This is a genomic window from Schaalia naturae (assembly GCF_042665795.1).
Taxonomy (GTDB): domain Bacteria; phylum Actinomycetota; class Actinomycetes; order Actinomycetales; family Actinomycetaceae; genus Pauljensenia; species Pauljensenia naturae.
In genome coordinates this window covers 2,517,793-2,543,165 of the sequence record NZ_JBHTEF010000001.1, presented here as the reverse complement: position 1 = coordinate 2,543,165, position 25,373 = coordinate 2,517,793, and the positions used below count along the sequence as shown (strand labels likewise).

Annotated in this window: 21 protein-coding genes and 1 pseudogene; 12 read left to right on the top strand and 10 right to left on the bottom strand. The window is 70.8% G+C overall.

Features of this window, described 5'->3' with window-relative positions; translation table 11 throughout:
• Positions 1-3: 3 nt before the first annotated feature.
• Positions 4-1,140: a DNA polymerase III subunit beta gene (gene dnaN, locus ACFQWG_RS11235; RefSeq protein WP_380975351.1), complete on the bottom strand. Its 1,137-nt coding sequence runs from the start codon at positions 1,138-1,140 to the stop codon at positions 4-6.
• Positions 1,141-1,562: 422 nt separating this feature from the next.
• On the bottom strand, positions 1,563-2,972 hold the full coding sequence (gene dnaA, locus ACFQWG_RS11230) for a chromosomal replication initiator protein DnaA (protein ID WP_380975349.1): 1,410 nt from the start codon (positions 2,970-2,972) through the stop codon (positions 1,563-1,565).
• A gap of 473 nt (positions 2,973-3,445) precedes the next feature.
• Between dnaA and rpmH the strand changes: the two genes are divergently transcribed.
• From rpmH to ACFQWG_RS11185, 9 genes are all read left to right on the top strand, one after another.
• Positions 3,446-3,583 carry a 50S ribosomal protein L34 gene (rpmH, locus tag ACFQWG_RS11225; RefSeq protein WP_380975347.1) on the top strand — a complete coding sequence of 46 codons (138 nt, stop codon included), beginning with the start codon at positions 3,446-3,448 and terminating at the stop codon, positions 3,581-3,583.
• Between the two features lie 27 nt (positions 3,584-3,610).
• Entirely contained in the window at positions 3,611-3,961 is a 351-nt protein-coding gene (gene rnpA / locus ACFQWG_RS11220) for a ribonuclease P protein component (protein ID WP_380975345.1), read from the top strand.
• Positions 3,958-4,350, top strand: coding sequence for a membrane protein insertion efficiency factor YidD (yidD, locus tag ACFQWG_RS11215; protein WP_380975343.1), 393 nt, complete (start codon positions 3,958-3,960; stop codon positions 4,348-4,350). The genes rnpA and yidD overlap by 4 nt, the downstream gene beginning before the upstream one ends.
• An 11-nt stretch (positions 4,351-4,361) precedes the next feature.
• On the top strand, positions 4,362-5,747 hold the full coding sequence (yidC, locus tag ACFQWG_RS11210) for a membrane protein insertase YidC (protein WP_380975341.1): 1,386 nt from the start codon (positions 4,362-4,364) through the stop codon (positions 5,745-5,747).
• 32 nt (positions 5,748-5,779) lie between these two features.
• Positions 5,780-6,346 carry a Jag family protein gene (locus tag ACFQWG_RS11205; protein ID WP_380975339.1) on the top strand — a complete coding sequence of 189 codons (567 nt, stop codon included), beginning with the start codon at positions 5,780-5,782 and terminating at the stop codon, positions 6,344-6,346.
• Positions 6,343-7,008, top strand: coding sequence for a 16S rRNA (guanine(527)-N(7))-methyltransferase RsmG (gene rsmG / locus ACFQWG_RS11200; protein ID WP_380975337.1), 666 nt, complete (start codon positions 6,343-6,345; stop codon positions 7,006-7,008). The genes ACFQWG_RS11205 and rsmG overlap by 4 nt, the downstream gene beginning before the upstream one ends.
• 150 nt (positions 7,009-7,158) lie before the next feature.
• Positions 7,159-7,992 carry a ParA family protein gene (locus ACFQWG_RS11195; RefSeq protein ID WP_380976323.1) on the top strand — a complete coding sequence of 278 codons (834 nt, stop codon included), beginning with the start codon at positions 7,159-7,161 and terminating at the stop codon, positions 7,990-7,992.
• A 245-nt stretch (positions 7,993-8,237) separates the two neighbouring features.
• A complete protein-coding gene (locus tag ACFQWG_RS11190) occupies positions 8,238-9,422 on the top strand; it encodes a ParB/RepB/Spo0J family partition protein (RefSeq protein ID WP_380976321.1) in 1,185 nt (394 codons plus the stop codon).
• Positions 9,423-9,532: 110 nt separating this feature from the next.
• Positions 9,533-10,180, top strand: coding sequence for an HAD family hydrolase (locus ACFQWG_RS11185; protein ID WP_380975335.1), 648 nt, complete (start codon positions 9,533-9,535; stop codon positions 10,178-10,180).
• Positions 10,181-10,182: 2 nt separating this feature from the next.
• Here the strand turns inward: ACFQWG_RS11185 and ACFQWG_RS11180 are convergent, their stop codons facing one another.
• The 8 genes and pseudogenes from ACFQWG_RS11180 to ACFQWG_RS11145 all read right to left on the bottom strand — a co-directional run bounded on the left by ACFQWG_RS11180 (position 10,183) and on the right by ACFQWG_RS11145 (position 21,733).
• Positions 10,183-11,130: a D-alanine--D-alanine ligase family protein gene (locus ACFQWG_RS11180; RefSeq protein WP_380975333.1), complete on the bottom strand. Its 948-nt coding sequence runs from the start codon at positions 11,128-11,130 to the stop codon at positions 10,183-10,185.
• Positions 11,131-11,164: 34 nt separating this feature from the next.
• The gene (locus tag ACFQWG_RS11175) at positions 11,165-12,520 is read right to left on the bottom strand and encodes an aminotransferase-like domain-containing protein (protein WP_380975331.1); all 1,356 of its coding nucleotides are present in this window, start codon (positions 12,518-12,520) and stop codon (positions 11,165-11,167) included.
• Between the two features lie 46 nt (positions 12,521-12,566).
• Complete coding sequence (locus tag ACFQWG_RS11170) at positions 12,567-13,226, bottom strand: HAD family hydrolase (protein WP_380975329.1); 660 nt, start codon at positions 13,224-13,226, stop codon at positions 12,567-12,569.
• Positions 13,227-13,278: 52 nt separating this feature from the next.
• Positions 13,279-14,222, bottom strand: a pseudogene (trxB, locus tag ACFQWG_RS11165) (thioredoxin-disulfide reductase).
• A 24-nt stretch (positions 14,223-14,246) separates the two neighbouring features.
• Positions 14,247-17,336 carry a murein biosynthesis integral membrane protein MurJ gene (locus ACFQWG_RS11160; protein WP_380975327.1) on the bottom strand — a complete coding sequence of 1,030 codons (3,090 nt, stop codon included), beginning with the start codon at positions 17,334-17,336 and terminating at the stop codon, positions 14,247-14,249.
• On the bottom strand, positions 17,333-19,561 hold the full coding sequence (locus ACFQWG_RS11155) for a DUF6049 family protein (RefSeq protein WP_380975325.1): 2,229 nt from the start codon (positions 19,559-19,561) through the stop codon (positions 17,333-17,335). Before ACFQWG_RS11155 ends, ACFQWG_RS11160 begins: the two co-directional genes overlap by 4 nt.
• Complete coding sequence (locus tag ACFQWG_RS11150) at positions 19,561-20,097, bottom strand: NUDIX hydrolase (protein WP_380975323.1); 537 nt, start codon at positions 20,095-20,097, stop codon at positions 19,561-19,563. The genes ACFQWG_RS11155 and ACFQWG_RS11150 overlap by 1 nt, the downstream gene beginning before the upstream one ends.
• Positions 20,098-20,137: 40 nt before the next feature.
• Positions 20,138-21,733 carry an L-serine ammonia-lyase, iron-sulfur-dependent, subunit alpha gene (locus ACFQWG_RS11145; RefSeq protein ID WP_380975321.1) on the bottom strand — a complete coding sequence of 532 codons (1,596 nt, stop codon included), beginning with the start codon at positions 21,731-21,733 and terminating at the stop codon, positions 20,138-20,140.
• A 172-nt stretch (positions 21,734-21,905) separates the two neighbouring features.
• On the opposite strand from ACFQWG_RS11145, the gene ACFQWG_RS11140 reads away from it, so the two are divergent.
• The 3 genes from ACFQWG_RS11140 (at position 21,906) to ACFQWG_RS11130 (ending at position 25,362) form a co-directional block, all read left to right on the top strand.
• On the top strand, positions 21,906-23,120 hold the full coding sequence (locus ACFQWG_RS11140; RefSeq protein WP_380975319.1) for an ROK family transcriptional regulator: 1,215 nt from the start codon (positions 21,906-21,908) through the stop codon (positions 23,118-23,120).
• A gap of 125 nt (positions 23,121-23,245) precedes the next feature.
• Positions 23,246-24,157, top strand: coding sequence for a TIM barrel protein (locus ACFQWG_RS11135; RefSeq protein ID WP_380975317.1), 912 nt, complete (start codon positions 23,246-23,248; stop codon positions 24,155-24,157).
• Positions 24,154-25,362 (top strand): Gfo/Idh/MocA family protein, encoded by a 1,209-nt coding sequence (locus ACFQWG_RS11130; RefSeq protein WP_380975315.1) that lies wholly within the window; start codon positions 24,154-24,156, stop codon positions 25,360-25,362. The genes ACFQWG_RS11135 and ACFQWG_RS11130 overlap by 4 nt, the downstream gene beginning before the upstream one ends.
• Positions 25,363-25,373: the final 11 nt, after the last annotated feature.

Genomic DNA, 25,373 nt, shown 5'->3' with positions numbered 1-25,373 from the left:
TCCTCAGATGCCGAATCGGATTGGCATCAGCAGGTAGCGGAAGTAGTCGACCGGCCCCTCGTCCGCGCCGGTCTGACCCGTGAGCACCGCCGGCTTGGTCGGATGCGTGAAACCGAAGCGCACGTAGTCGGTGTCGACGACAGACAGGCCGTCCATGAGGAACTGCGGGTTGAACGCCGTCGAGATGGCCTCGCCATCGAGACGGGCTTCGATGGCCTCTGACGCCTGGGCGTTGTCTCCCTGCCCGGCCTCGAGGACCACCTGCCCCTCGGAGAAGGCCATGCGCACCGAGGTCTTGCGTTCGGCGACCAGCGACACGCGCCGCACCGCCTCCAGCAGCACGTGGCGCTCGCACACGGCCTGGATCGACGTGGACTCGGGGAAGAGGCGCCGCACAGGAGGGTAGTCGCCGTCCATGAGCGTCGAGGTCGTCCGCCGCCCCCCTGCCGTGAACCCGATCAACGAGGACGCTCCGGGCTGGGACTCGCGGGACAATCCCAGTTCGACGGAGGCGCCCCCCGTCATCGATTTCGCGACGTCTGTGAGGATGCGCGCCTTGACGAGCGCCGCCTCGGAGTATTGGGGGTCGGCGGGATCCCAGGAGAGTTCGCGCATCGCCAGCCGGTAGCGGTCGGTGGCGAGGAGGGTCATATGCTCCCCCTCGATCTCCATGCGCACACCGGTGAGAAGCGGCAGGGTGTCGTCGCGGGAGGCCGCGACCGAGACCTGGCCGATGGCCTGGGCAAGGACCTGGGAGTCGACGGAACCTCGCCGGTCGGGATGGGCCGGCAGCAATGGGTACTCGTCGAGCGGCATGACCGCTAGAGCGAAATGCGAGGACCCGCAGGTCAGATTGACTTTCTGCCCCTCCAGCTCCAGACGGACGGGCTTCGCCGGCAGGGACTTCGAGATCTCGGCTAGGAGCTTGCCGGAGACCAGGACCTCACCGGAGTCGTCGACCGCGGCCGGGATCTCGACCGTCGCGGAGACCTCGTAGTCGAAGGAGGACAGCGTGAGCGCCTGGTCGTGAGCCTGGATGCGCACGCCCGCCAGGATCGGACTGGCCGGACGGACCGGGAGCGTGCGGGCGGTCCATGACACGGCCTCAGAGAGAACGTCACGGTCGACGGTGAACAGCATGCCGATCCTTCCAGGAGCCACAGACGGGTAGTGCCTCCCTACTCTACGCGACCGACCTCGGCAGGGAGCAGGCAGCCGGCGTCTCCGTGTTGAAGGGAATTCACAAGATTGATGAATTCCATGAATTGTCATCGTCATCGGGGATGTGGACACGGTGAATTCACGCGATCCGCGCAGGTCGTGAGCGGGATCGGGAGGTGGACGATGAGGAGGTGTCTCCTGTGGACGAAGGCGGCCAGACTGTGGACGGATTCGAGGGGGGACGGCGGCGTCCACAATGAGGGCGTCTGGATCCACAACCGCACCGTCGGAGTCCACCGTCGCCCACATCGGTGTCCACAGGTGCGCGGGGCGAGAGCGGGGGACGCCCTCGTGAATTCGAGCGAGGCGGCGTGCGGACGGGCGCGACGGTGGGGACCGTCCTAGGACTCGCGGGCCTTCTGCTTGATGCGGTTGGTCAGCTCGGTGACGTGGTTGAAGGTCTCCCGCTTCGCGTTCATCTGCTGGCCGATCTTCTTGTTCGCGTGCATGACCGTCGTGTGGTCGCGGCCGCCGAACGCGGCCCCGATCTTCGGCAGGGAGAGGTCGGTGAGCTCGCGGCACAGGTACATGGCGATCTGGCGGGCCTCCACGAGGGTGCGCGAACGGTCCGAACTGCACAGCTGGTCGATGGTCACGCCGAAGTAGTGGGCCGTCTGCCCCATGATGAGGGCCGCGGTGATCTCGGTGTCCTGGGGGTCGGAGATGATGTCCTTGAGGACCATCTCCGCCAGAGGCAGGTCGATGCGCTGCTGGGTGAGGTTCGCGAAGGCGGTGACCCGCAGCAGGCATCCCTCCAGCTCGCGGATGTTCGAGGAGATCCGGGAGGCGATGTACTCCAGCACGGCGGGATCGACCTCAAGGTTCTCGGCCGCCGCCTTCTTCTGAAGGATAGCGATCCGGGTCTCGAGGTCCGGGGGCTGGACATCGGCGAGCAGTCCGGCCTCGAAACGGGAACGCAGCCTGTCCTCGAACCCGTCGAGCTGCTTGGGCGGCAGGTCGGAGGTGAGGACGACCTGTTTGTTCGCGTTGTGCAGCGTGTTGAAGGTGTGGAAGAACTCATCCATGGTCTGTTCCTTGCCCTGGATGAATTGGATGTCGTCGATGAGGAGGATGTCGACCTCGCGGTAGCGCCGCTGGAAGGCGTTGATCCGTCCCTCCTGGAGGGCGTTGATGAAGTCGTTGGTGAACTCCTCGGAATTCACGTAGCGCACGCGCAGGTGGGGGTACAGGGACAGCGCGTAATGGCCGATGGCGTGCATGAGGTGCGTCTTGCCCAGACCGGAGTCCCCGTAGATGAACAAGGGGTTGTAGGCCTTGGCGGGAGCCTCGGCGACGGCGATGGCGGCAGCGTGGGTGAAGCGGTTGGAGGGACCTGTGACGAAGGTGTCGAAGGTGTACTTCGGGTTGAGGTGGGTCTCGGTGGAGTCGATGTTCACCGCGTCGAGGGTTCGCGAGACGTCCGGATCGCGCGGGGTCTGGAGGGGCGGGGGCGCCGGCTCCGCGGCGTCCTCGTCCTCCTCCTCATCGGGGGCGAGAGAGGCGTCGATCGTCACCGCGATGCGCACATCGCGGCCCAGGGCGTCGGAGAGCGCATGGGTGAGGCCCTCGGAGGCACGGTTCTCGATGTATCCCTTCGTGAACTCATTGGGGACGGCCACGAGGATCGTGCCCTCGATGTCGCCCAGAGGCTTCGCCATGGCCAGGAAGGAAGCCGCCGCAGGACCCAGGCCCATCGAGTCCAACGAGGTCAGAGCCGTTGACCAGGCATCGGACAGGATGTTCGCAGCCACGGGGACCTCCACGAGTCGGGGCGGCAGCGGACGTGAGATTGGGCACGATGCGGCCACCCAGGAGGCACCGTGCCGAGCCCCCACACTAGCGCGTCGGGCCGCTATCCACAGCGTGGGGAAAGACCTGTGGATATGTCGGCCGCGAATGACAATAATGTGAGTCATCGGGCGAGCGGCTTCCGTCCGCGGAATTGTGGCGCCGACCGATCTCTGTCGGCCAGAGGCGGAATTCACCGATGTGGATCCCGCTGTCCACTGGCCGCTCCACAGATGTGGATGGATCCCGCTGTCGGGGAACCGCTCACACTTGGGCCTGTTCCATTGACGGTGCCCCGGCGCGGAATCTACGCTAGTCCGTTGTCTGTGCCCGGGAGACCGGGCAACCGGTTTCCCGCTGCGAGGTCATCTCGGTGTGGGGAGCGCATCGACCGAGGAACGGGCAGTCGTCCCCGTTCGCGTGGAGGAGAACTGTCGTGACCAAGCGGACTTTCCAGCCGAACAACCGTCACCGTGCCAAGACGCACGGTTTCCGTCTGCGGATGCGCACCCGGGCCGGTCGCGCGATCCTCGCGAACCGCCGTCATAAGGGTCGCGCCCGTCTGTCCGCCTGACAGCCGGTCCCAGGTCCGGGGCCCGACGTGTTGCCGCGCGCGCACCGCATGACCGATCCGGGGGACTTCCGCGGCACGATCCGGCGAGGGTCGCGCGCGGGGAACCGCCAGGTGGTCGTGCACTGTCGAACCGACGAGGAGTCCACGGGGAGCCTCGTCGGTTTCGTCGTGCCCAAGCGTGAGATCCCGCTGGCCACCGACCGCAACCGTGTCAAGCGTCAGCTCCGCCATCTCATGCGGGCGCGCGTGGACGCGCTGCCGGACGGGGCCCGCGTGGTCATCCGCGTCCAGCGTGAGGCGCGGGACCGGACCTCGTCAGAACTCGATCGTTCGCTGGAGAGCGCCCTGGACCGCGCCTGGGCGCGGTGGGCGCGATGACAGGCCCGCTCACCCGCGCGATCATCGCGCCCATCCGGCTGTATCGGCGGCTCATCTCCCCAGGACTGCCGCCGAGGTGCCGGTATGCGCCGACATGTTCCGCCTACGCCGTGGAGGCGCTCGAGGTCCACGGTCCGGTCAAAGGCCTGGTCCTGGCGGCCTGGCGCCTGCTGCGGTGCAATCCGTGGAGCGCGGGCGGCGTCGACCGCGTTCCGGCGCGGGGGCGCTGGCGCCCCGACCCGTGGGTCCCGCCGGAGGACTGGGCGGGCCTGGACGAGGACCTGGAGCGTCCCGTGCCGATGGGCCTGGACGGCGCCGCCCTCGGTCCCGCTGAACTCCCGGCTTCGGCCGGACGACCCGCGGACGCGACCCGCGTCCACAACTGCTAAGGAGATCCCATGTGGAGAAGATCCTCCACCCCTTCGTGCTGGCGATCGCATGGGTGTGGGCGAAGATCCACGACCTGCTGACCGTCGTCGGCTTCGGCGAGGGGGCGGGCATCGCATGGGTGCTCTCCATCGTGCTGCTCACGCTGCTGGTGCGCGCGCTGATCCTCCCGCTCTTCCTCCGCCAGATCCGCTCGACGCGGGGGATGGCGGCGATCCAGCCGGAGATGCAGAAGATCCAGGCGAAGTACAAGGGCAAGACGGACACCCTCTCACGTCAGCGCATGGCCGAGGAGACGCAGGCGCTGTACAAGAAGCACGGCACGACCCCCTACGCCTCGTGTCTGCCGCTGCTCGTCCAGATGCCGATCCTCTTCGCGTTGTACCGCGCGATCTACGCGGTCAAGCCCCTGATGGAGGGGACGTACACGGTCGGCGGCGATGCTTATGAGTCGCTGGGACCCATCACCCGGGCGGTCGCCCAGGAGATCGACGCCTCCACGGTGCTCGGCGTTCCGCTGTCGCACACCATCAGCACCGGCGGGGACGGGACGACGGGCACGGTGGCCTTCGTCGTCATGATCGTCATCATGGTGGTCGTCCAGTTCCTGTCGATCCGCCTGTCGATGACGAAGAACATGGCGGCGCAGCAGGACCCGAACAACCCGATGGTCCGCTCCCAGAAGACGATGATGTACATGATGCCGCTGATGTACATCTTCACCGGCGCCGTCTTCCAGATGGGTCTGCTGGTCTACATGGTGACGACGACCTTCTGGTCGTGGGGGCAGCAGATCTGGACCGTCCGCTTCATGCCGACGCCGGGATCTCCGGCCTATGCGGAGCTTCTGGAGAAGCGCGAGCGCGGATACAAGGAGTGGGCGAAGCCGTTCTTCGCGGACTACGACCGCCAGCGCGCGGAGGCCGAGGCCCAGGCCTCGACGTCCGATGATCGCGAGGCCGAGGTGGCCGGGCTGGACGAGCGCACGCTCGCCGAGGCGCGGGCGAAGGCGAAGGCCCAGCATGTCAACGGCGACTTCCCGGAGGAGATGACGACCTCGGCCCGGGTGTCGGTGTACCGCAACCTCTCGCTCCAGGAGTGGACGACGCTGCCGGACGAGCAGTGGATGCGCGGCGTGAAGCGGGCGACGGAGAAGGTCGAGGATCGCCGCGCCCAACAGCAGGTCCGCCGCCAGCAGCCGCGCAGGCAGTCCCACGAGGAGCGCCGCCAGGCGAGCGAGCGGGCGGAAGAGGAACGGCGCCTCCAGGAGGCTCGTGCGGCCCGCAAGGCCGCGGCGAAGCCCCAGAAGAAGCTCAGCGAGGAGGAGATCCAGAGGCGCCGCGAGGAGCGCCGCCGGCAGAGGCGCCAAGGGCGGCAGGGGAGGACATCGGGCAAGTGAGCAGATCGGACACGGACGCGAGGACACGGACGATGAGTGAGACGGCTTCGAAGGATCGGATCTCCGAGTTGGAGGACGAGGGCGAGCTGGCGGCGGACTACCTGGAGGAACTCCTGGACATCGCCGACCTGGACGGCGACATCGAGATCGACGTCGAGAACGGGCGGGCGCTGGTGGAGATCGTCGCGGAGGATCCGCGCGCGCTGGAGCCTCTGGTGGGCGAGGATGGGGAGGTCCTCGACGCCCTGCAGGAACTGACCCGTCTGGCCGTCCAGTCGGAGACGGGCGAGCGGTCGCGGCTGATGCTGGACGTCGCGGGCTACAGGCGGGCGCGCAAGGCGGAGCTGCGGGCGATCACCGAGGAGGCGATCGCGCGCCTGCGGGCGACGGGCGAGAGCCAGCGCCTGGAGCCGATGAATCCTTTCGAACGGAAGGTGTGCCACGACGTGGTCGCGGCGGCCGGCCTGGTCTCGGAGTCGGAGGGGACGGAGCCGCATCGCTGCGTCGTCATCCACCCGGCGCCGGCGCTGCCCTCCGACGGGGAGGGCGAGGAACCGGACGAGCCTCGGGGCGGCGCCGACGACGAGGGGGGCCGGTGACCTCGGACCCCGCGGCGTCGGCGGACCCGGGGGCCGGTTCCGGAGAGGAGCACCCGGGAGAGGAGGCGCGGCGCGTCTTCGGGTTGGGATTTCCGGCGGTCGAGGAGTTCGCGCGGATGCTACGCGAGGAGGGCGAGCTCCGCGGGGTGATCGGCCCGCACGAGGTCCCTCGGCTGTGGTCGCGGCACCTCGTGAACTCCGCCGCGGTCCTGGATTTCGTCCCCCGCAAGGGCCAGGTGCTCGACATCGGCTCAGGAGCAGGTTTTCCAGGAATCGTTGTTGCCGCATGCCGCCCCTCGGTCGAGGTCACCTTGGCGGAACCGATGGAACGGCGTTGCGAGTGGCTGATCGACGCGGTCGAGGCGGTGGGACTGGACAACGTCCGGATCGTGCGCGCCCGGGCGGAGGAGCTGCGCGGCAAGATGAAGGCGGATGTCGTGACGGCCAGAGCCGTCGCGAACATGTCGAAGCTCGTGCGCATGACGACGCGGCTGATCGCCCCCGGCGGGGCGCTGGTGGCGTTGAAGGGCCGACGTGCGGCGCTCGAGGTCGAGGACGCCGCGGTGGAGCTGCGGCGCCACCACTTGGTCGCGCGGATCCACGAGGTGGCGAGCCCGATGGAGGAGGAGTCGACCTACGTCGTCGTCTGCCGGAGGGCCTGAGCGGGTGCCGGAGGAGTGAGGCGACGGGGAGGGTTCGGCCCGCTCCACGTACACTGATCGGGGTTCGAGAGAGGTGGGCACGTGGTGGATCCCCGGTGGAGCGACGCCCCGTTGTCGGCGGAGCTGGAGCGCAGCGCAGCTGAACGGCGGATGCTGGAAGAGGCGCGCTTCGGGCGTCCGGCGTCGCCGGTGGTTGTCACCGTGGCGAACCAGAAGGGCGGAGTGGGGAAGACGACCTCGGTCGTGAACCTGGCGGCGGCGCTCGTGATGGGCGGCCTGAGGGTGGTCGTGGTCGACGCGGACGCGCAGGGCAACGCGTCGAGCGCACTCGGGATCGCTCATCCGGCGGGGACGCCGTCGTCCTATGACGTGATGGTCGGTCAGGCCGATCTGGCGGAGGTGCTCCAGGACTGTCCGGATGTGCCGGGCCTGCGTGTCTGCCCCTCGACGATCGACCTGTCGGGGGCGGAGATCGAGATGGTCGACATGCCCCGGCGCGCGCAGATGCTCTTCGACGCGCTGGAGTCGTTCCTGGAAGGCGATCCGGGCGTCGATGTCGTGCTCGTCGACTGCCCGCCGTCGCTGGGCCTCGTGACGCTCAACGCCCTGGTGGCGGCGGACAAGGTGCTGATCCCCATCCAGACGGAGTACTACGCCCTGGAGGGCCTGACACAGCTGTGGACGACGATCGATCGCATCCGGCAGCAGCTGAACCCGCGCCTGGAGGTGGCCGGAATCCTGTTGACGATGGCGGACCGGCGGACGAAGCTGAGCGAGGAGGTCGAGGCGGAGGTGCGGAGGCATTTCCCGGACCTCACGCTCAGGAGCGTCATCCCCAGATCGGTGAGGGTCTCGGAGGCTCCGAGCTATGGGCAGACGGTGGTGACCTACGAGCCCCGCAGCGCGGGCGCGCTGGCTTACCGGAAGGCAGCGCTGGAACTCAGCCTGCGGCTGGAACGGGAGTCCGGGTCTGGGCGGGCATGAAGGCTCGGCCCATGTTGGCTTGAGGCGATGTTTCACGTGGAACAATTCGGGATGAGGGGCCGGGGGGCCCGAGAGAGGCGGGCGGCATGACGGGCGGGACATCGGGAGACGCGAAGCGCCGCGCCGGCTCGGCATCGGAGGGCGGGCGCCGGCAGACGGAGCCGTCCCAGGCTGCCCGTCCGTCCGGCGCGGCCAGGGAGGGCGCGGCGACGGCGCGGAGTGCGCGCGGCGGGCACCGCCCCGGTCTGGGAAGGGGCCTGGCCGCGCTGATCCCCGTGGCCGAAAACGTCGCAGTTGACGAGGGCGCCCGCCCGCTCGACATCTTGTTCCCCGATCGGCGGGGCGACGGGGAGGATCGCCCGACGACGGGAGCCGCGCGCCGGACCCCGCGGGGAGGCTCGGCTCGGGACCTGCTCAACCCGCCGTCGCGCCCGCAGGCCGGCCGCGGATCGGGGCGACGGAGTCGCGACGCTGCGGGGAGCGGGACGTCCTCGACGGCGCCTCGCGATGTTTCACGTGAAACATCGTCACAGAGCGAGCCGCCGGACACGGCGGCGGACCTCGTGTCGGTGCCGGGCGCCACCTTCGGCGAGATCCCCGTCGGGCAGATCATCGCGAACACCCGGCAGCCGCGCCAGGTCTTCGACGAGGACGAGTTGAATGAGCTCGCGGCGTCGATCGCCGAGGTCGGGGTGCTGGAACCGGTCGTGGTGCGCCCGATCGAGGCCGGGGACGAGCCGACCGAGCGGCTTCGACGCGCCCTGGAGGAGAAGCCGGACGCTCGTTACGAGCTGGTCATGGGCGAACGCCGGCTGCGGGCCTCGGAGCTGGCCGGAAGCGCGACGATCCCGGCGATCGTCCGGCGGACGGCGGACGAGGAGCTATTGCGGGACGCCCTGCTGGAGAACCTTCACCGCTCCAACCTCAATCCCCTTGAGGAGGCGGCGGCCTACCAGCAGCTGATGGAGGATTTCGGCGCGACGCAGGAGGAGCTCTCCAGAAAGATCGCTCGATCGCGACCGCAGATAGCGAACACGCTCCGGCTTCTGCGTCTCCCGGCCTCGGTTCAGCGGAAGGTGGCCGCCGGCGTGCTCTCGGCCGGCCATGCCCGCGCATTGCTCGCCATCGACGCTCCCGAGGAGATCGAGGCCATGGCCGACCGCGTGATCGCCGAGGGGCTCTCCGTGCGCAGCACCGAGGAGCTCGCCCGGCTGCGCAGCCGGCGGCCCGGAAATCGGGTCCCGCGCCGTCGGAGGAGGTCCGCGACGACCTCGGTCCTCGGGGAGAAGCTCGCAGCGACACTGTCGGACCGCTACGACACCAGGGTGACGGTGACCGAGGGAACCTCCAAGGGGAGGATCGTCATCGAGTTCGCAGGCGGGGAGGATCTCGCTCGGCTCGCGGAGATCCTTCTCGACGAGGATCGCTGAGCACGCCAGCGGGCGGGCGGGTGCGAATGGTCACAGGGCCCACCACCGGGGCCGCCGAACGGTCAGAATGGGACCGTCAAGGCACGCGTGGTCGACGGGTGGTGGAGAGCATGGCGAGGATTCGAGCGGTCCTGTTCGACGTCGGAGGGGTGCTGGTGACGAACCGGCCCGATCCGGCGAACATCGCGCGGATTCTGGGACTGGACGTTTCCGAGGACGACACGGTGAGCCTGGTTGACCATGCGATGTGGTTCAACCGCCCCGCTTACGACGAGGGGACGCTCAGTGATCGCGAGTTCTGGGACACGGTCGCCGGCGACTGCGGTCTCCCCGAGGTTCGGGACGCCGCCCTCGCGGCCCTGGTCGAGGAGGACGTCTCTCGGACGCGGGAGCCCGAGCCCGCCGCGCTGGACGTCGCCCACCAGCTCCGCGCGGCGGGGCTTCGCCTCGGGATCCTCTCGAATGCCCCGGTGTGCATCGCGCGGGCGATCGAGTCCAGTCCCTGGGCGGCGCACCTCTTCGACGCCTTCACCTTCTCCGGTCCGCTGCACCTCGTGAAGCCGGCGCAGGGGATCTACCGGCATGCCGCCGAGTCCGTGGGAGCGTCTCCGGAGGAGATCCTGTTCATCGACGACCGTAGGCCGAACCTCCGGGGAGCGGAACTGGCGGGCATGTCGGCCCTGCGGTGGGAGTCCCCGGACCAGGCCCGGGCCGAGCTCGTCGAACGCGGGATCCTGAGCTCCGCCGTCGTGGCCTGATCTCAGCGCCCGGAGGCGGCGAACGCCACGATCCGTCGGCAGGTGTCGGCGAAGGACCCGGCGGCCTCAGCCGCCTGGGGGAACAGCGACGTGTCGGTCATGCCCGGTGCCACATTGGCGTCGATGAACCACACGCTCCCCTCCGAGTCCACGATGAAGTCGATCCGCGAGAGGTGGCGCAGGCCGAGGACCTGATGGACCTGGACCGCGGCCTGCGTCACCGCAGAGGTGAGCGCCGCGTCCAACCTCGCCGGCACGAAGTACTGAGTCGTGTCCGTGGTGTAGCGGGCGTCGTAGTTGTAAGAGCCGTCGTCGGTGACGATCTCGATGGGCGGCAGGGGAGCGGGCCCGTCCTCCAGGTCGAGGATGCTCACCGCGATCTCCGTCCCCCCGACGAACTGCTCGATCATCACGCGCTCGCCGTAGGCGAAGGCGTCGACCATCGCCGAGCGCAGCGCCTCCGTGCCATCCGCCCGGGAGATGCCCAGCGCCGACCCGCCATCGGTGGGCTTGACGACGACGGGGAAGGTGAGGCGCGGATCCAGGGCCTGGAGGACCGCAGTCGCGCCCAGCTGGCGGAAAAGGGATTGCGGCAGGGAGAGCCACGCCGGCGTCGACACGCCGGCCGAGGCGAGGAGCCCCTTCGCCGTCGGCTTGTTGGAGGCCATCATCGCCTGCACCGAATGGGATCCGACGAAGGGGACGCCGAGGCTCTCCAAGAGGGCCTGGAGCGACCCGTCCTCGCCGATGGAGCCGTGGACGAGCGGCCACACCACGTCCGGGGACCACTCCTCGAGCGTCGGGAGGAGCGAGGCGTCGAGGTCGCACACGCGCACCTCGTGGCCGGCCTGGTGCAGGACGTTCGCAACGCGCCGGCCTGAACGGACCGAGACGTCGCGCTCGTGGGTGAGCCCTCCGGCGATGATGAGGATTCGAGGTGTGGTGGTCATGTCCAGCTCCTGGGAAGTGGCGGTGCGAGGGGGGTCAGCGGGCATCCGGCGCGGGTCCCGGGTCCTCCGGCGGGGTCGGGGGGAGCGGGGATGAGGCCGACGGCGCGTCGGCGGGGACGAATCCCGCGCCGAACATCTCGACCAGCTCCTTCTCGGCGTTGACCACGGAGGCGAGCCGGCGGACGCCCTCGCGGATCTCCTCGGGGGTCGGATAGCAGAAGGACAGGCGCATGTGGTCGGTGCCGCGGCCGTCGTAGTAGAAGGCGGTGCCGGAGACGTAGGCGACCTGGCCGCGCACGGCCCGGGGGAGCATCGACTTCGCGTCGAGGCCCTCAGGAAGGGTCACCCAGGTATAGAAGCCCCCGTCGGGGATGGTCCACCGGCAGTCGGGCATGTACTCGCCCAAGGCGTCGAGCATCGCCTCGCAACGTTCCTGGTACATCCCTCGGAACTGCTTGACCTGGCCATACCAGTCATATTCAGACAGATACTGCGCAATTGCCATCTGACCGACCATCGAGGGCGACAGGATGGCAGACTCGGAGGCCAGCACCAGCTTGTCGCGGATCGCGTGAGGAGCGTACGCCCACCCGATCCGGAAGCCCGGCGCGAACATCTTCGAGAACGACCCGAGGTAGACGACGCCCTCCGGGCAGTAGGAGGCCAGGGCGGGCAACGGGTCGGAGTGGAAGCCGAGCAGGCCATAGGGGTTGTCCTCGACGATCAGCACGCCCTCGCGCAGGCAGATCCGCGTGATGAGGGCGCGGCGCGACTCCGACAGCGTGACGCCAGCCGGATTGTGGAAGTTCGGGATCGTGTAAAGGAACTTGACGCGCCGGCCCCGCGACTTCAGGCCCCGGATCGTCGCCTCGAGGGCCTCGGGGATCAGGCCGTCCTGGTCCATGTCGACGTGGACGACGTCCGCTTGACGGGCGCGGAACACCCCGAGCGCCCCCACGTAAGAGGGCGACTCCGCCAGGACCACATCACCCGGGTCGATGAAGAGCTCGGCGACGTAATCGAGGGCCTGCTGCGACCCTGTGGTGACGACGACATCGTCGGGGTCGGCGCCGACGATCCCGTCATAGGCCATGACCTCCGTGATGCGCTCGCGCAGGACCTCCCAGCCCTGCCCCGACCCGTACTGCATCGCGACGGCGCCGTGGTGGAGGATCAGCTGCTTGGCGGACTCGGCCAGCTCGGCGATGGGCAGATCCTTGAGATTCGGCATCCCGCCGGCCAGCGACACCACCTCGGGGCGCGAGACGACGGAGAACAGAGCTCGGATCTCAGAAGCTCGCAGGTTGCGAGCTCGTGCGGCGTAGGAGCCGAACCATGGATCGAGCCTGTTTCCCTCTGTGTCGCCCGGACGGCGAATCGTCTCGCTCACGGGACCTTCCTCTGGATCGTGTGGGTCCGGGCCTGCCAGCCCGGTGTCACCAGTCTGCCACGGTCGCCAGAAGCCCCCGCACGGAGGGGATCGCGGTGGACGGGTCCTCCCCCGTCTCGGTCGGTGCCGGGAGCCCCGGCGTGACGAGGAAGAAGGGCCGTACTCCGGCGGCCCAGGCGGCCTGGACGTCGATCGGGCGGTCGCCGACGGCCACCGCGTCGCCGGGCGCGACGCCGTTGCGGGCCAGGACGGCGAGGATCATCGAGGGGTCGGGTTTGCGCGGATACCCGTCCCCGGGGCAGATGACGTCATCGACGCGCAGCCGGTGGCCCGCCAGCAAGGCCAGCGCGCCGTCGCGATCCCGGTGGGTGACCACCAGGTTGAGGCCGCCCGCGCGCCGCACGGCGTCGACCACGTCCGGCACGCCGTCGATGAGGGGCGCCGGACGGGTCTTCCATCGGTCCCGGACCCCTGCATAGGCGTCATCGAGGATCCCGCGGTCCAGACCATGGCGCGAGGCGAGCTCCCGGATCGCGCTCTCGATCGAGCGGTGGGTCAGCACGGAGACCTCCCGCAGGTCGTCCGCCCCCACCCGGCCGTCGTGGACGGCGGCGCACAGTGCGCGATCGACCTCCGGATAAGTGTCGAGGAGGGTCCCGCCCATATCCCACACGACGGCGTGGGTGCGCGGGGGCGTGGTGCTCATGTCCCCATTGTGCCCAATGCGGGGCCGTCATCCCCGTGCGGGGCCCGGGCGGTCACCGTCCCCGGGCGGCCAGCCAGCGCTCGGCGTCCAGGGCGGCGCGGCACCCGGACCCGGCGGCGGTCACGGCCTGCCGGTACGTGTGGTCGACCGCGTCGCCGCAGGCGAAGACCCCCTCCAGGTTGGTGCGCGTGGACGGTTCCTCGACGACGATGTACCCGGCGCCATCCAGGTCAACCTGTCCGCGGAGCAGCTCCGTGCGCGGCTCGTGCCCGATGGCGACGAACACGCCGTCCACCGGCAGGGTCGAGGTCGCCCCGTCCGTCGTGCAACGCAGCTCGACGCCCTCCACGGAGGAGTCGCCCAGGACCCGCTGGACCGTCTCGTTCCAGGCGAAACGGATCTTCGGGTCGGCCTTCGCCCGGTCGACCATCGCCTTGGAGGCCCGCAGCTGGTCGCGGCGGTGCACGACCGTCACGGACTTCGCGAAGCGGGTGAGGAACGTGGCCTCCTCCATCGCGGAGTCCCCCCGCCGACGACCGCAAGATCCTTGTCGCGGAAGAAGAAGCCGTCGCAGGTCGCGCAGAAGCTCACGCCCCGCCCGGACAGGCGGTCCTCGCCGTCCACCCCCATGTGCCGATAGTCCGACCCGGTCGCGAGGATGACCGCGCGGGCGGACACGACCTCGTCCTCGTCGACGGTCACGGACTTCACCGGGCCGGCCAGGTCGACGGCGGTGGCGTCCTCGAGACGGATCTCCGCGCCGAAACGCTCGGCCTGGGCGCGCATCCGGTCCATGAGGTCGGGCCCCAGGAGCCCCTCGGGGAAGCCGGGGAAGTTCTCGACCTCGGTCGTGTTCATCAGCGCGCCGCCCGCCGTCACCGACCCGGCGAGCACGAGGGGGCGCAGACCCGCCCGCGCGGCGTAGATGGCGGCCGTGTACCCCGCAGGTCCGGATCCGATGATGACGAGGTCGCGGACCTGGGTGTCCTCAGACATGGGTGTCAATCTCCTTCGCGGTGCTCACTGGACGGTGATCTCGCTGATCCATGCCCTGTTGAGGCCCTCCGAGTCGACGGGCATGGTGCGGAACGACAGGGAGACGTACTGCAGGTCGACGGCTGGATCCAGCGTGATCTGAGTCGTCGGACTCAACGCCGTGGTGGCCAGTTCTGTTCCCGCCCGGGGGTTCGCCGGGTCGTCCACCGAGCGGACGACCAGCTCCCCGCCGGACGTGCCCGGGTCCATCGACAGGGTGATCCCCGACAGCGTGGAGGTCTGCTCCAGCGTGAGGAGGATCGTCACCGTGTTGTCATCCGAGAACTGGTTGAGGTCGTAGTAGCGGGAGTACCACTGCGTCGAGGGGTCCCCGTCGATGAGGTTGATGTACAGGTCGTCGTGGTCGCCGCGATCCCCGCTCGCGGAGTTCCAGGAGAAGACCTTGGCGGCCTGGATCACCGGGGGCACCGTCTCGTGCGGGCTGGGTTGCGCCCCCTCGCCGCCACTCGGGGCGGCACCGGACTCCGACTGCCCCGAGGTGACGCCGGCGGCGAGTGACTGCGCGAGGTCCTCCACCGCGGAGACGGGGGCGAACGCCTGGTGGAAGCCCCAGATCCCGCCGCCGATGACCAGCACCAGGGCCATCACCATGGCGGGCACGGTCGGGTCCACTCGCGTCCTGCCATCTCCCGGGTCGTCGCCGTCCCCGGTCGTGTCCTCCGGCGGCGAGGGGGGCTCCGGTGGCGGAGTCAGGCCGTCCTGCGGGGTTCCGGGGGCGTCGTCTCCGCCGCGCTGGCGGGCCCGGATCCAGGAGGCCACCGAGCGCCGAGCCGTTGCGGCTGCGGCGCCGATCGCCGCGGCGGCCGCTCCGGCCGAACCGGTCGCGGTCCCTCCGGAGGCGGCGGCGTCCCCCTGTGCGACAGCGGGCGCCGGCTGGTCGGCCGTGGCGAGCGCGCCCGCCGATCCGCCGTCCCCGGTCGTCTCCCGGTCCGGCTGGTCGTCGGGCTCGGGCTGGTCGCCGGGTTGGGGCCGGGCGCCCGGCTCGTCCGGGCCGGGATCGCCCTCGTGGACGGGGGGGATGAAGGGATGGCCGGGCGCGGGGGGCGGCGCGACGGCTCCGTCGTCCGCGGGATGGAGGATGTCATCGAAGGAGGGGATGCTCATGAGCGGATCTTCCGGACGGGCGGAGGGGCGGATGATGGGGAACTCGCCCGTGTGGGTCGGATCGGAGGCCGCCCACTGCCTCCCGATCATCGACCACCCGGTGCGCGATGCCGCGACCGACTCCGCCATCTCGTCGGGCGTGGGCGGGGGCGGAGGGGCCGAGAGGTCCGTCGAGGGCGCTGCGGCCGGCGCAGCGGCCGGCCGGGAGGCGCGGCCCGCCATGAAGGCGGACAGACGGGCGGGGACACGGAGCCGCCGGGCGGCGTGGGACAGGGCGGCCGAGGCGTTCGCGGGATCGACGACGCGGAGGACCGCGACGTAGCAGGCCGCGGCGACGAGGGCGACGAGCGCCAGCTTGAGAACGGACACGAGGAAGCGCGCGGGGCCGTTGTCGACCAGAGTCATCGGGCCGATGAGGCGCACGACCAGGTAGGCGACGGCCCAGGCGGCGGCGGCGGCGGTGAGGTACTTGAGGTACGTCGCGATGATGCGGCCCGGGTTGACGAAGGAGTTCTTGCGGGCCACCCAGAACACGGCGATGAAGCCCTGGGTGAGGCGGCAGACGGTCTCCGCCAGAGCGGCGCCGAAGGTCCACCACTGGGCGCCGGCCAGGGCGTAGATCGACCAGCCGACGATGATCTGGATCAGCGTGGGCACGATGCCCATGAGGAAGACGGGCCGGGCATCCTCGTAGGCGAAGAACACGCGCTGGCTCATCAGCACCATGCCCGTGGACGCCACCCCCGGCATCAGCGCGGTGAGGACCAGCGCGTAGGCGTGGATGACGCCGGGGTCCGTGGTGCCCGGGATGATGAGCTGGACCATCGGGGTGGCGCCCGCGATCAGGACGGCGGCTGAGAGCAGGGACAGCAGGGTGATGAGATTGAGGCCCGTCGTGTACTGCTCGGCCACGGTGCGGTGGTCGCGGTCGGCGGCGGCGTCCGCCAGCCGTGTGAAGATGGCGGTGGCCAGGGACACGGAGATCAGGGACTGGGGCACCATGTAGATCATGAACATGGTGGTGTAGGCCGTGTACCCCGCCATCGTCGCGATGCTGTTCGCGTCGGCGAAGGCGTCGGCCCGGGTGGCCAGCTGCGTCGTGGAGATGACGCCCAGCTGGCTGATGCCCAGGGTCGCGAAGGTCCAGCCCGCCACCTTCGAGGCCGTGCCGAAGGACGTGCCGCGGAAGCGGAAGTCGGGGCGCACGGAGACGCCCGAGCGCCGGATCGGGATGACGAGCACCACCGCCTGGCAGATGACGCCCAGCGTGGCCGTCCCCCCGAGGATCCAGAATTGCGAGCTCGTGAAGTCGGAGACGGCAAAGGTCCCTTGCGAGCCGGTGGAGCCGAACATCGCGATGAAGACGACCAGCCCGGCGATGGCGACGACGTTGTTGACGACGGGCGCCCACATGTAGGGCCCGAACACGCCCCGGGCGTTGAGCAGCTCGCCCAGGAGGTTGTACAGGCCGTAGAAGAAGATCTGAGGCAGGCAGATCAGCGAGAAGGCGATCGTCAGGGTGCGCATCTGGCCGGTGAAGCTGCCGGCCAGGATCGTCACCAGCAAGGGGGCTGCGACCATGGCGACCAAGGTGACGCCGAAGAGGATCACGCCGGCCAGCGTGAGCAGGCGGTTGACGTAGACATCGCCTGACCTGCGCTTGAGCGCGCGGACGATCTGGGGGACCAGGACCGCGTCGAAGACGCCCGCGGCCAGCAGGTTGTAGACGGTGTTGGGCAGCGTGTTGGCCACCTGGAACGAGGTCGACACAGCGCCCGCGGCGGATCCGATGGCGGCCACCAGCAGGGCGGCGCGCACGAACCCGAGGATGCGGGAGACCAGGGTGCCGGACGCCATGATGGCCGAGGACCTCAGGAGGGAGGCCTGCCGGGGGGCGCCGACGGCGCCGGGAGCCTCGCCCGGGTCCGTCGCACGTGTGTCCTCGCTCATCGTCCCTCCTCCGTCGCGGCGATCGTGCCGGGAGTGTCCGCGTCGGGCGCGGTCCGGCGGGCGCGCATCCTCTTGCCCAGCGTGCGGGCGACGCCGGCGACGAGGGCGACGACCAGCAGCCCGGCGATCACCGCCGTCCCGGTATCCTCCCACCCCGCGCGCATCCGCACCGTGACCGACTGCGTGTCATCCAGCACGTGTCCGTCCGGTGTGGTCACCTTGTAGCCGACTTCGATGTCGCCCGATCCGATGGCCGAGACCGGCACCTCGACCGTCGAGGTGGTCCCCGCGGGGATCGTGACCTCTTGGGTGTCGGTGACGCGCAGCCGCGGGTCCGAGGGCAGGAGCGTCACCTTGACGGTCACGTCCCAGGCCAGGTCGTTGGCGATGGGCACGGGGAAGTTGGCGGTCTTGTTGATGAGGTTGACGGTCGAGGTCGGTTCCGCGTGGACGGAGGTGAGGAGCCGGGCGGTCTCCAGGCGCAGGCGCGTGATCCCGTCCGAGCGCTCCTCGGCGGAGGTGCCGGCGGCCAGCATGCGCAGCGCGGCCTCCTCGATGGTGGAGGTGAGGACCTCGGGCTCCTTCAGGGCTGAGGCGAGGGCCGCAGTCTGGGTGAGGGCGTCGGACACCGCCTGGAAGGCGTCGGTCGTCGACTGGTCGAGCGCCGCGGCCCCGCCGATCGCCTCGCGCCCCTGATCGGTGGGGGAGGAGGCGGCGATCGCGGAGAAGGTCGTGCCGTTCACCCACCGCTGGTCCAGGAGGGCGTGGACGCGGCCCACCAGGTCGGCGTCCACCGCGGTGCCGCGCGGCACGACGGCCAGAAGCGTGCGCGACTCGTTGGGCTTCTCGCGCGTGATGATCGCGGTGAGGGCGGTGAGGGTCTGTTCCGCGTCCAGCTGGTCGGCCTCCGAGCTCGCGTCCCACCCCAGGACGTCGGAGATCGCCTGCTGGGAGGTGAGGACCGTGACCGTGCCGTCGGCCTCCCCAGAGGTGGAGGTCTCCCCGCTCCCGGTATCGATCTCGACACGGGACACGGAGGTGAACGAGAGGTCTTCGGCGGGGGCGACCGTCCCGGGTGGGGCGATGATCGTCTGGTCCTGGAAGCGCTGGAGCACCTGCAGGCCGAAGGCCGCGGTGGTCGGCCACACGACGTCGCCGATGACGGTGGCGCCCCCGCCGGGCCTGCGCGAGGACTCCTGGCGCAGGGCCGCCGTGAACGTGGTGCGCGAGTCCAGTGCCAGATCCATGAGGTCCGAAGAGCCCCCCACCGTCAGCGCCCCGAGGTCGGCGTCCCAGCGGGGAAGCGCGATCAGCTCCTGAGCGGTGGACAGGAGCTCGTCGACGAGCCGCTTGTCCGCGGTCCGGCTCCCATCCCCGGACGACGAGGACGACGAGGACGGCGCCGGCGATGCGGATGCGGACGGCGACGAGGACGCGGACGGGGAGGCGGGCTGGGACTGTGGGGCGTCCCCGGACTGCCCCCCTTCGCCGGAGGAAGCGGTCTCCTCGCCGGCCTCCTCGGGGAAGAGCTCCGGGTCGACGGCCAGCGTGACGCCGTCGGTGGCCGCCAGGGAGAGCGCCGCCCGCTGCTCGGTCGCGGCGCCCGTCGCCGTGTCCGCGGTCCAGGGGACCACGGCGTCCATGAGCGTCGGGGAGACGTCGTATCCGGAGTCCCATACCAGCAGGGTGCGGTCCTGCCCCCGGGCGTCGCCGGAGGCCGCGGTCACGGTGAGCCCGCGGGGGCCCCATTCGAAGCTGTCGTCCAGCGGCAGGTCCGCGCGCGCCAGTGTCACAGAGAACTCGGCGGACGCGCCCGCCGCCAGGTCGTGGCCCAGCTGGGTGGTGCCGGCCTGCTGGCCGGCCCACCGCTCGCCCGACAGGAAGGCGGTGAGCTCCTCGTCGGTGACGGGGGTGCTGGGGCGCATGAACACGTCGAACGCGGGGTCGGAGAGGTCCGCGCCGGAGGTGTTCGTCACCGTCCCCGACACGACGACCGTGTCCTGGGTGGTGAGCACCCGCGGGTTGAGGTCGTCGATGCTGACGGCGATCCCCGCGTCGTCCTCCTCCGAGGCGGCGCCCAGGACCGAGGGGCGCACCGCCGACCGCGAGGCCGCGTCCGCGGCGGCGCCCTGGTCGTCCTCGGCGGAGGCCGGCCCCGCCATGGCCACCGTCGCGGCGACGAGGGCGGCGAGTGACGCCGCCACGCCCAGCACCCGGCGTCGCATCAGCCCTCCCGGTACAGCAGGTCCAGGGCGATCCCGACGATCCGCCGCTCGTTCGGGTAGGCCAGGATGTGGGTGAGCTCGCGCAGCGGCCACCACTGGGCGTCCTCCGCCTCATGGTCCGGGTCGCCCTCGACCGTCACCTCCCCGGACACGTATCCCATGAGGTAATGGTGGACCACCTTGTGGACGCGCCGCTCAGGGCCGGAGAACCAGAAGTCGATCGTGGCCAGGTGGCGGATGATCCGCCCGCTGATTCCGGTCTCCTCCGCGACCTCGCGCAAGGCGGCCTCCTCGGCGGTCTCCACGCCCTCCAGGTGCCCCTTGGGCAGGCACCACTCGATGCGGCCGGCCCGGTTGCGCCGAGCGATGATCGCGGCGTAGGGGACGCCCTCGACGACGTCGACGACGACCCCGCCCGCCGACGTCTCCCCCACCACCGGCAGGTGCGACATCTGGGTGTGGATCACCCGCAGCGACGTGTGGCGCTTGGGGGGACGGGGCACCCCGGGGCGTCGGTCGGTCGGGCGGGCAGGCATGGTCCCACTTTAGATGAGTGGCCCGCGGCGGCCCGTCGGCTCAGCACTCGACGACGTTGACGGCGAGGCCCCCCGCCGAGGTCTCCTTGTACTTCGAGAGCATGTCGTTGCCGGTCTGGCGCATCGTCTCGATGGCGGCGTCCAGGCTGACCATGTGCCGTCCGTCGCCCCACAGCGCCATGCGCGCGGCGTTGATGGCCTTGACGGCGGCGATCGCGTTGCGCTCGATGCAGGGGATCTGGACCAGCCCGCCCACCGGATCGCAGGTGAGCCCGAGGGAATGCTCCATGGCGATCTCCGCCGCGTTCTCGACCTGCCGGGGCGTGCCTCCCAGGACCTGGGCCAGTCCCGCGGCCGCCATCGCCGAGGCCGATCCCACCTCGCCCTGGCAGCCGACCTCCGCGCCCGCGATCGACGCGTTCGTCTTGATCAGCGCGCCCACCGCGGTCGCGGTCAGCAGGAAGTCGCGCGTCGCCCGCCTGCGGGAGGCCGCGAGCCCGGGCAGGTCGTCGGGGTCGCGCAGCCCGCGTCCGACGGCGCCGCCCTCGTCCCCGGAGGGGCAGAACGCGAGGAGGTGGGCCAGGACCGCCGGGACGACGCCCGCGGCGCCGTTCGTCGGGGCGGTGACGACGCGGTGGCCGGAGGCGTTCTCCTCGTTGACGGCCAGGGCGAACAGGTTGACCCAGTCCATCGCGCGCATCGGATCGGAGGAGTCCGGGCGCGCCGTCAGCTTGACCGCCAGGGCGTGGGCGCGGCGCGGGACGTCCAGGCCGCCGGGGAGGATCCCCTGGGCCTCGCACCCCGACCGGATGCACGTCATCATCGTGTCGACGATGCGGTCCAGGTAGGCGTCGACCAGGCCGCGCGGCCGGGCCGACTCCTCGTTCGCGCGGACCAGGGACGCGATGGACAGCCCGCCTCGGGTGCAGAGGTCGACCAGCTCCCGTGCGGTCGCGAAGGGGTGGGGCGCCGGCACGTCCATGACGCGCGTCGCGTCGGGCGCCGCCAGGGACGCGAGCCGGGGGTGCGCGGGATCGTCGTTGACCTGGGCCATGACGAAGCCGCCGCCGACCGAGTAGTAGGTGCGTGCCAGAAGGGGCCGCGGCGGCCCGGCCGGCGGGGAGGGCCAGGCCGTGAGGGTGAGCGCGTTGACGTGGTACGGCAGGCGGGTCGACGGGCGGAACCGGATGTCCGCCGAGACGTCCATGGGGATGCCGCCGCCCGGCGAGCCGACCAGCGCGAGGCGTCCTGTGCGCGCGATCTCGGGCAGCACGGACTCGACGGCCGCGGTGCCGACGGTCTCCGGCGCGTGGCCCTCCAGGCCCAGCAGGATCGCGCGGTCGGTGGAATGCCCGCGGCCGGTGGCCCCGAGCGAGCCGAAGAGGTCGACGGTGAGGCGCCCGGTGCGGGCGGAGAGGGCCCCGAGCTCGGCGGCGAAGGCCCGGGCCGCGCGCATCGGGCCGACCGTGTGCGAGGAGGACGGCCCGATGCCGATGCGGAAGAGATCGAAGAACGACAGGGGGTGGGGGGCGTCGGCGGCCGCGACCGCGCCCGAGACCAGGGCGGCGGGCGCGGGGACGGGATCTCCGTCGGCGTGCGTCGGCGCCAGTCCCGGAGGGGTCGCAGAGCGTTCCATGGCTCCATTGTCGCGGTTCGCGCCCCGTGGCGTCGCACCGCCTGGCGCGGCGGGTGTTGCTAGCCTGTAGCGCACGGATCGAGGTCGGACCCGGTGGCGCCGAGGCGGTCGGTTCACGTCCCGTCCGCCTTCCCCTGGACACGGCAGCGAGGAGACCGGGGAGGCGACGCGCATGAGGGCCGGGACGAGCTTGCCGGATGTCGCGCGTTACAACCAGAACGTCGTCATCCACGCGTTCCGCCGGATGGGCCCGTCCAGCCAGACCGACGTCGTGGCGTCGACCGGGCTGTCGGCCCAGACGGTGTCGACGATCGTGCGGGGGCTGGTGTCCGGGGGGATGCTGCGCGAGATCGACACCGTGGTGGCGGGGCGCGGGCGTCCGAAGACGATCATGGACATCGTCGGTTCAGCGAGGTTCGCGGTCGGCGTGCACGCCGACCCGTCGCTCATGACGGCGGTGGTGCTCGACCTGCGCGGGTCCGTGGTCGGAGAGGCGAGGACGGCCGGGGTCGACACCGAGGACCCGGAGCGCGCCATGGACGAGGCCGCCGGCCTGGCCACGGAGGCCATGACCGCAGCGGGCGTGGACGGGAGCCGGCTGGAGGGAGCCTGTCTGGCGGCGCCCGGTCCGGTCGATGCCCGCAGGCAATGCCTGGTGAACCCGGTGTGGCTGCCCGGGTGGGCCGGCGCGCCGATCGGGCAGATGCTCGGATCCCGGCTGGGCATGCCGGTCCCCCTCGTCAAGGACACGCTGGCCGCGGTGATCGGGGAGAACTGGGTCCGCGGCGGACAGACCCTGGACTCGACCATGGTGTTCGTCTACCTGGGAGCCGGGACGGGGCTGGGGATCTCGGTCAACGGCGAGCCCCTCCGGGGGGCCTCCGGGAACGCCGGAGAGGTCGGGTCGATCCTGGTCGCCCTGTCGCCGGGCGGGAGGCGCGTCGGGGACGGGCTGGACAATGATCCCGCCGTCGTGGTGGAGAAGGCCCATGGGCTGGGGATCCTCGGGGGCGAGGCGCCGCCCAGGACCGTCCAGACCGCTGTCGCACGGGACCTCCGGCGTCTGTGCGAGGCCGCGGCGTCCGGGAACGCCGACGCCTCCCGCCTCCTCGGCGGCGGGGCGGCGAGGATCGCGGACGTGGCGGTGATGGCCGCGGAGATGGTCGACGCCGACATGGTGGTCTTCGGCGGGCCCTACTGGCAGATGGTCGCCCCGTGGTACGAGGGCGCCGCCCGTGAGGCCCTGGGGCGCCCGTCGGCGCGCGGTCCGCACGCGGTGGAGATGCTGTCCACGGTCATGGGGGAGCATGTCGGAGCGGTGGGCGCCGCCTCGGTGGTCCTCGACGACAGATTCGTCCCGCGGACCCCGCGCGCGGCGCGGTCCTGATCCCGAAGGAAAGTCACAGTTCGATCACGGCAGCGGAGGAAGGGTTGACGCCGTTTATTCTGATATTCAGAATAAACGGAGGTTCCCGGACGTCTCACATCCCTCGATGAAGAGGAGGAGCGGGCATGGTGATGACCGTCGCCAACGCGCCTGTGTCCTACGGGGTCTTCGGACTCGCACGACCCGACCGCGTCCCCCTGCCCTCCGGTGAGCGGCTGCTCGACCTCGTCCGTCGCGCCGGCTATCAGGGCATCGACTCCGGAGCGTCCGGACTGCTCGGCACCGGCACCGCCCTCGTGGACGCCCTGGACGCCCGCGGGCTGCGCCTGTGCGGCGGATGGGTCGACTTCCCCTTCGCGGGGACCGAAGGGGCCTTCGCGGAGGCGTGCGAGCGGGCCAGGCCCCTCCTGGACGACCTCGCGCTCGCGGCCGACGCCCAGGGAGGGCCTCTCCCGGTTCCGACCCTCGCCGATGCGGGATCCGACCTCAGGCGGGCGCACCCGGGAGGAGGGCCGGACCTGGAGCTGGACCCGCGGAGCTGGTCCGTCCTCGTGGACCGGGTCGAGCGCGTCGCCGAGGAGGTCCGGGAACGCGGGCTTGAGCCGACCTTCCACCACCACGCGTCCACCTACGTCGAAACCCCGCGGGAGATCGAGCGGCTTCTCAACGACACCTCGGTCGGACTGACGCTCGACACCGGGCACCTGGTGCTCGGCGGCGGTGACCCGGTGGCGTGCCTGTCGAGGTGGCGCGGGCGGATCAACCACGTCCACCTCAAGGATGTCGATCGATCCGTCCTCACCGGCGCCGCGGGGAGCGCCCATCCGATCCGGGACGTCTGGGAGAAACGGGTGTTCGTCGCGCTCGGGAGGGGCGACCTTGATGTCCCGGGGTTCATGGACGAGCTCGCGGCGACGGGATACGGCGGATGGGTCGTCGTCGAGCAGGACGTCGTCATGCTCGACCCAGGCGACGTGGATCGGGCCGCGGCGGACCAGATCGCCAACCGCGAGGCATTGAGGAGATGGATCCCATGACGCCGCCCCGTCTCGCCGTGATCGGCCTGGGCGGGATCGCGCAGGCCGTCCACCTCCCCCTCATCCAGAGGAACAGGGATCGCGTCGAGCTCGCGGCGGTGGCGGACCTCTCTCCTCGGGCTCTTGAGGAGGTCGCGGGCGGATACGGGCTCGGCCCCGCGCATCGCTACCGCAGCGCCGCCGAACTGGCGGAGGCCGTGCGGGAGCGCCATGAGCAGGTCGACGGCGCCATCCTCGCGACGTCCGGAACCCACGCGGACGACGCTCTGATGCTGGTCCGCGCGGGCGTGAGAGTCCTCGCCGAGAAGCCCCTCGCCTACTCCCTGGACGAGGTCGACAGGCTGGTCGACGGCGTCGAGAGGCTTCACCGGGATCCCGCCGAATGGATCCGCGTCGGGTACATGAAGGAGCACGATCCCGCGGTCGAGGTGGCGTCGAGGCTCCTGGAGAGCGCCTCCGTGCGCGCCGTGGACGTCGAGGTCCTCCACCCGGCGGACGACCGGCAACTGCGGTTCGCCCGCGCCAGGGCCTGGGGGGACGCGGATCCGGAGGCGCTCGCCCGGAGCAGGTCCAGGATGGACGAGGCGCTGGAACGGGCAGTGGGAGGCGTCCGGGACGACAAGTCCGGCCGCGCTCTCTACGCGACCGTCATCCTCGGATCGATCGTGCACGACCTCGCGCTCACCCGGCACCTGGGGGTGCCGCTCGAGCGGATCTTCCACGCCTCCCGGACCGGGCCGTCCTTCCCCGGCTCGGTGACGGTCTCGGGATCCACACGGGGCGCGCCATGGACGCTCGGATGGCACTTCATCGCCGGCTACCCGGAGTACCGGGAGACGATCACCATCCACCACGAGTCGGGAAGCCTGGAGATCGCCTTCCGAACGCCCTACATCCTCAACGCCCCCACGGTGATCACGTGCCGGAGCGCCGGCGGAGCCGACCGGAGCGACGTCGCCGCCAGTGCGTGGCCTCAGGAGGAGGCGTTCGACAGGGAGCTGACGGCGTTCCTGGGACTCATCCGAGGGGAGGACGCGCCCGGATCGGGGCCGCGCGAGGCGCGGGAGGACCTCGTCGTCGCGCAACGGCTGTGGCGGGCGTGCGCCGTGTCCGCGGGCGTCCGCGTCGACCCCTCATCTGAAGCGGGAGGGCGCGTTCCGGACGGCGCGACCTTCGACGACGTGAGGAACGGACGGGAGAGATGACCATGCGAGAG

Excerpts from the sequence above, each read along its gene's own strand:
- ACFQWG_RS11160 (WP_380975327.1), bottom strand. The coding sequence starts at position 17,336 with ATGAGCGAGGACACACGTGCGACGGACCCGGGCGAGGCTCCCGGCGCC.
- ACFQWG_RS11155 (WP_380975325.1), bottom strand. The coding sequence starts at position 19,561 with ATGCGACGCCGGGTGCTGGGCGTGGCGGCGTCACTCGCCGCCCTCGTC.
- ACFQWG_RS11170 (WP_380975329.1), bottom strand. The coding sequence starts at position 13,226 with ATGAGCACCACGCCCCCGCGCACCCACGCCGTCGTGTGGGATATGGGC.
- ACFQWG_RS11180 (WP_380975333.1), bottom strand. The coding sequence starts at position 11,130 with ATGACCACCACACCTCGAATCCTCATCATCGCCGGAGGGCTCACCCAC.
- ACFQWG_RS11130 (WP_380975315.1), top strand. The coding sequence starts at position 24,154 with ATGACGCCGCCCCGTCTCGCCGTGATCGGCCTGGGCGGGATCGCGCAG.
- ACFQWG_RS11140 (WP_380975319.1), top strand. The coding sequence starts at position 21,906 with ATGAGGGCCGGGACGAGCTTGCCGGATGTCGCGCGTTACAACCAGAAC.
- ACFQWG_RS11150 (WP_380975323.1), bottom strand. The coding sequence starts at position 20,097 with ATGCCTGCCCGCCCGACCGACCGACGCCCCGGGGTGCCCCGTCCCCCC.
- ACFQWG_RS11195 (WP_380976323.1), top strand. The coding sequence starts at position 7,159 with ATGCTGGAAGAGGCGCGCTTCGGGCGTCCGGCGTCGCCGGTGGTTGTC.
- ACFQWG_RS11145 (WP_380975321.1), bottom strand. The coding sequence starts at position 21,733 with ATGGAACGCTCTGCGACCCCTCCGGGACTGGCGCCGACGCACGCCGAC.
- ACFQWG_RS11185 (WP_380975335.1), top strand. The coding sequence starts at position 9,533 with ATGGCGAGGATTCGAGCGGTCCTGTTCGACGTCGGAGGGGTGCTGGTG.
- dnaN (WP_380975351.1), bottom strand. The coding sequence starts at position 1,140 with ATGCTGTTCACCGTCGACCGTGACGTTCTCTCTGAGGCCGTGTCATGG.
- ACFQWG_RS11135 (WP_380975317.1), top strand. The coding sequence starts at position 23,246 with ATGGTGATGACCGTCGCCAACGCGCCTGTGTCCTACGGGGTCTTCGGA.
- yidD (WP_380975343.1), top strand. The coding sequence starts at position 3,958 with ATGACAGGCCCGCTCACCCGCGCGATCATCGCGCCCATCCGGCTGTAT.
- ACFQWG_RS11205 (WP_380975339.1), top strand. The coding sequence starts at position 5,780 with ATGAGTGAGACGGCTTCGAAGGATCGGATCTCCGAGTTGGAGGACGAG.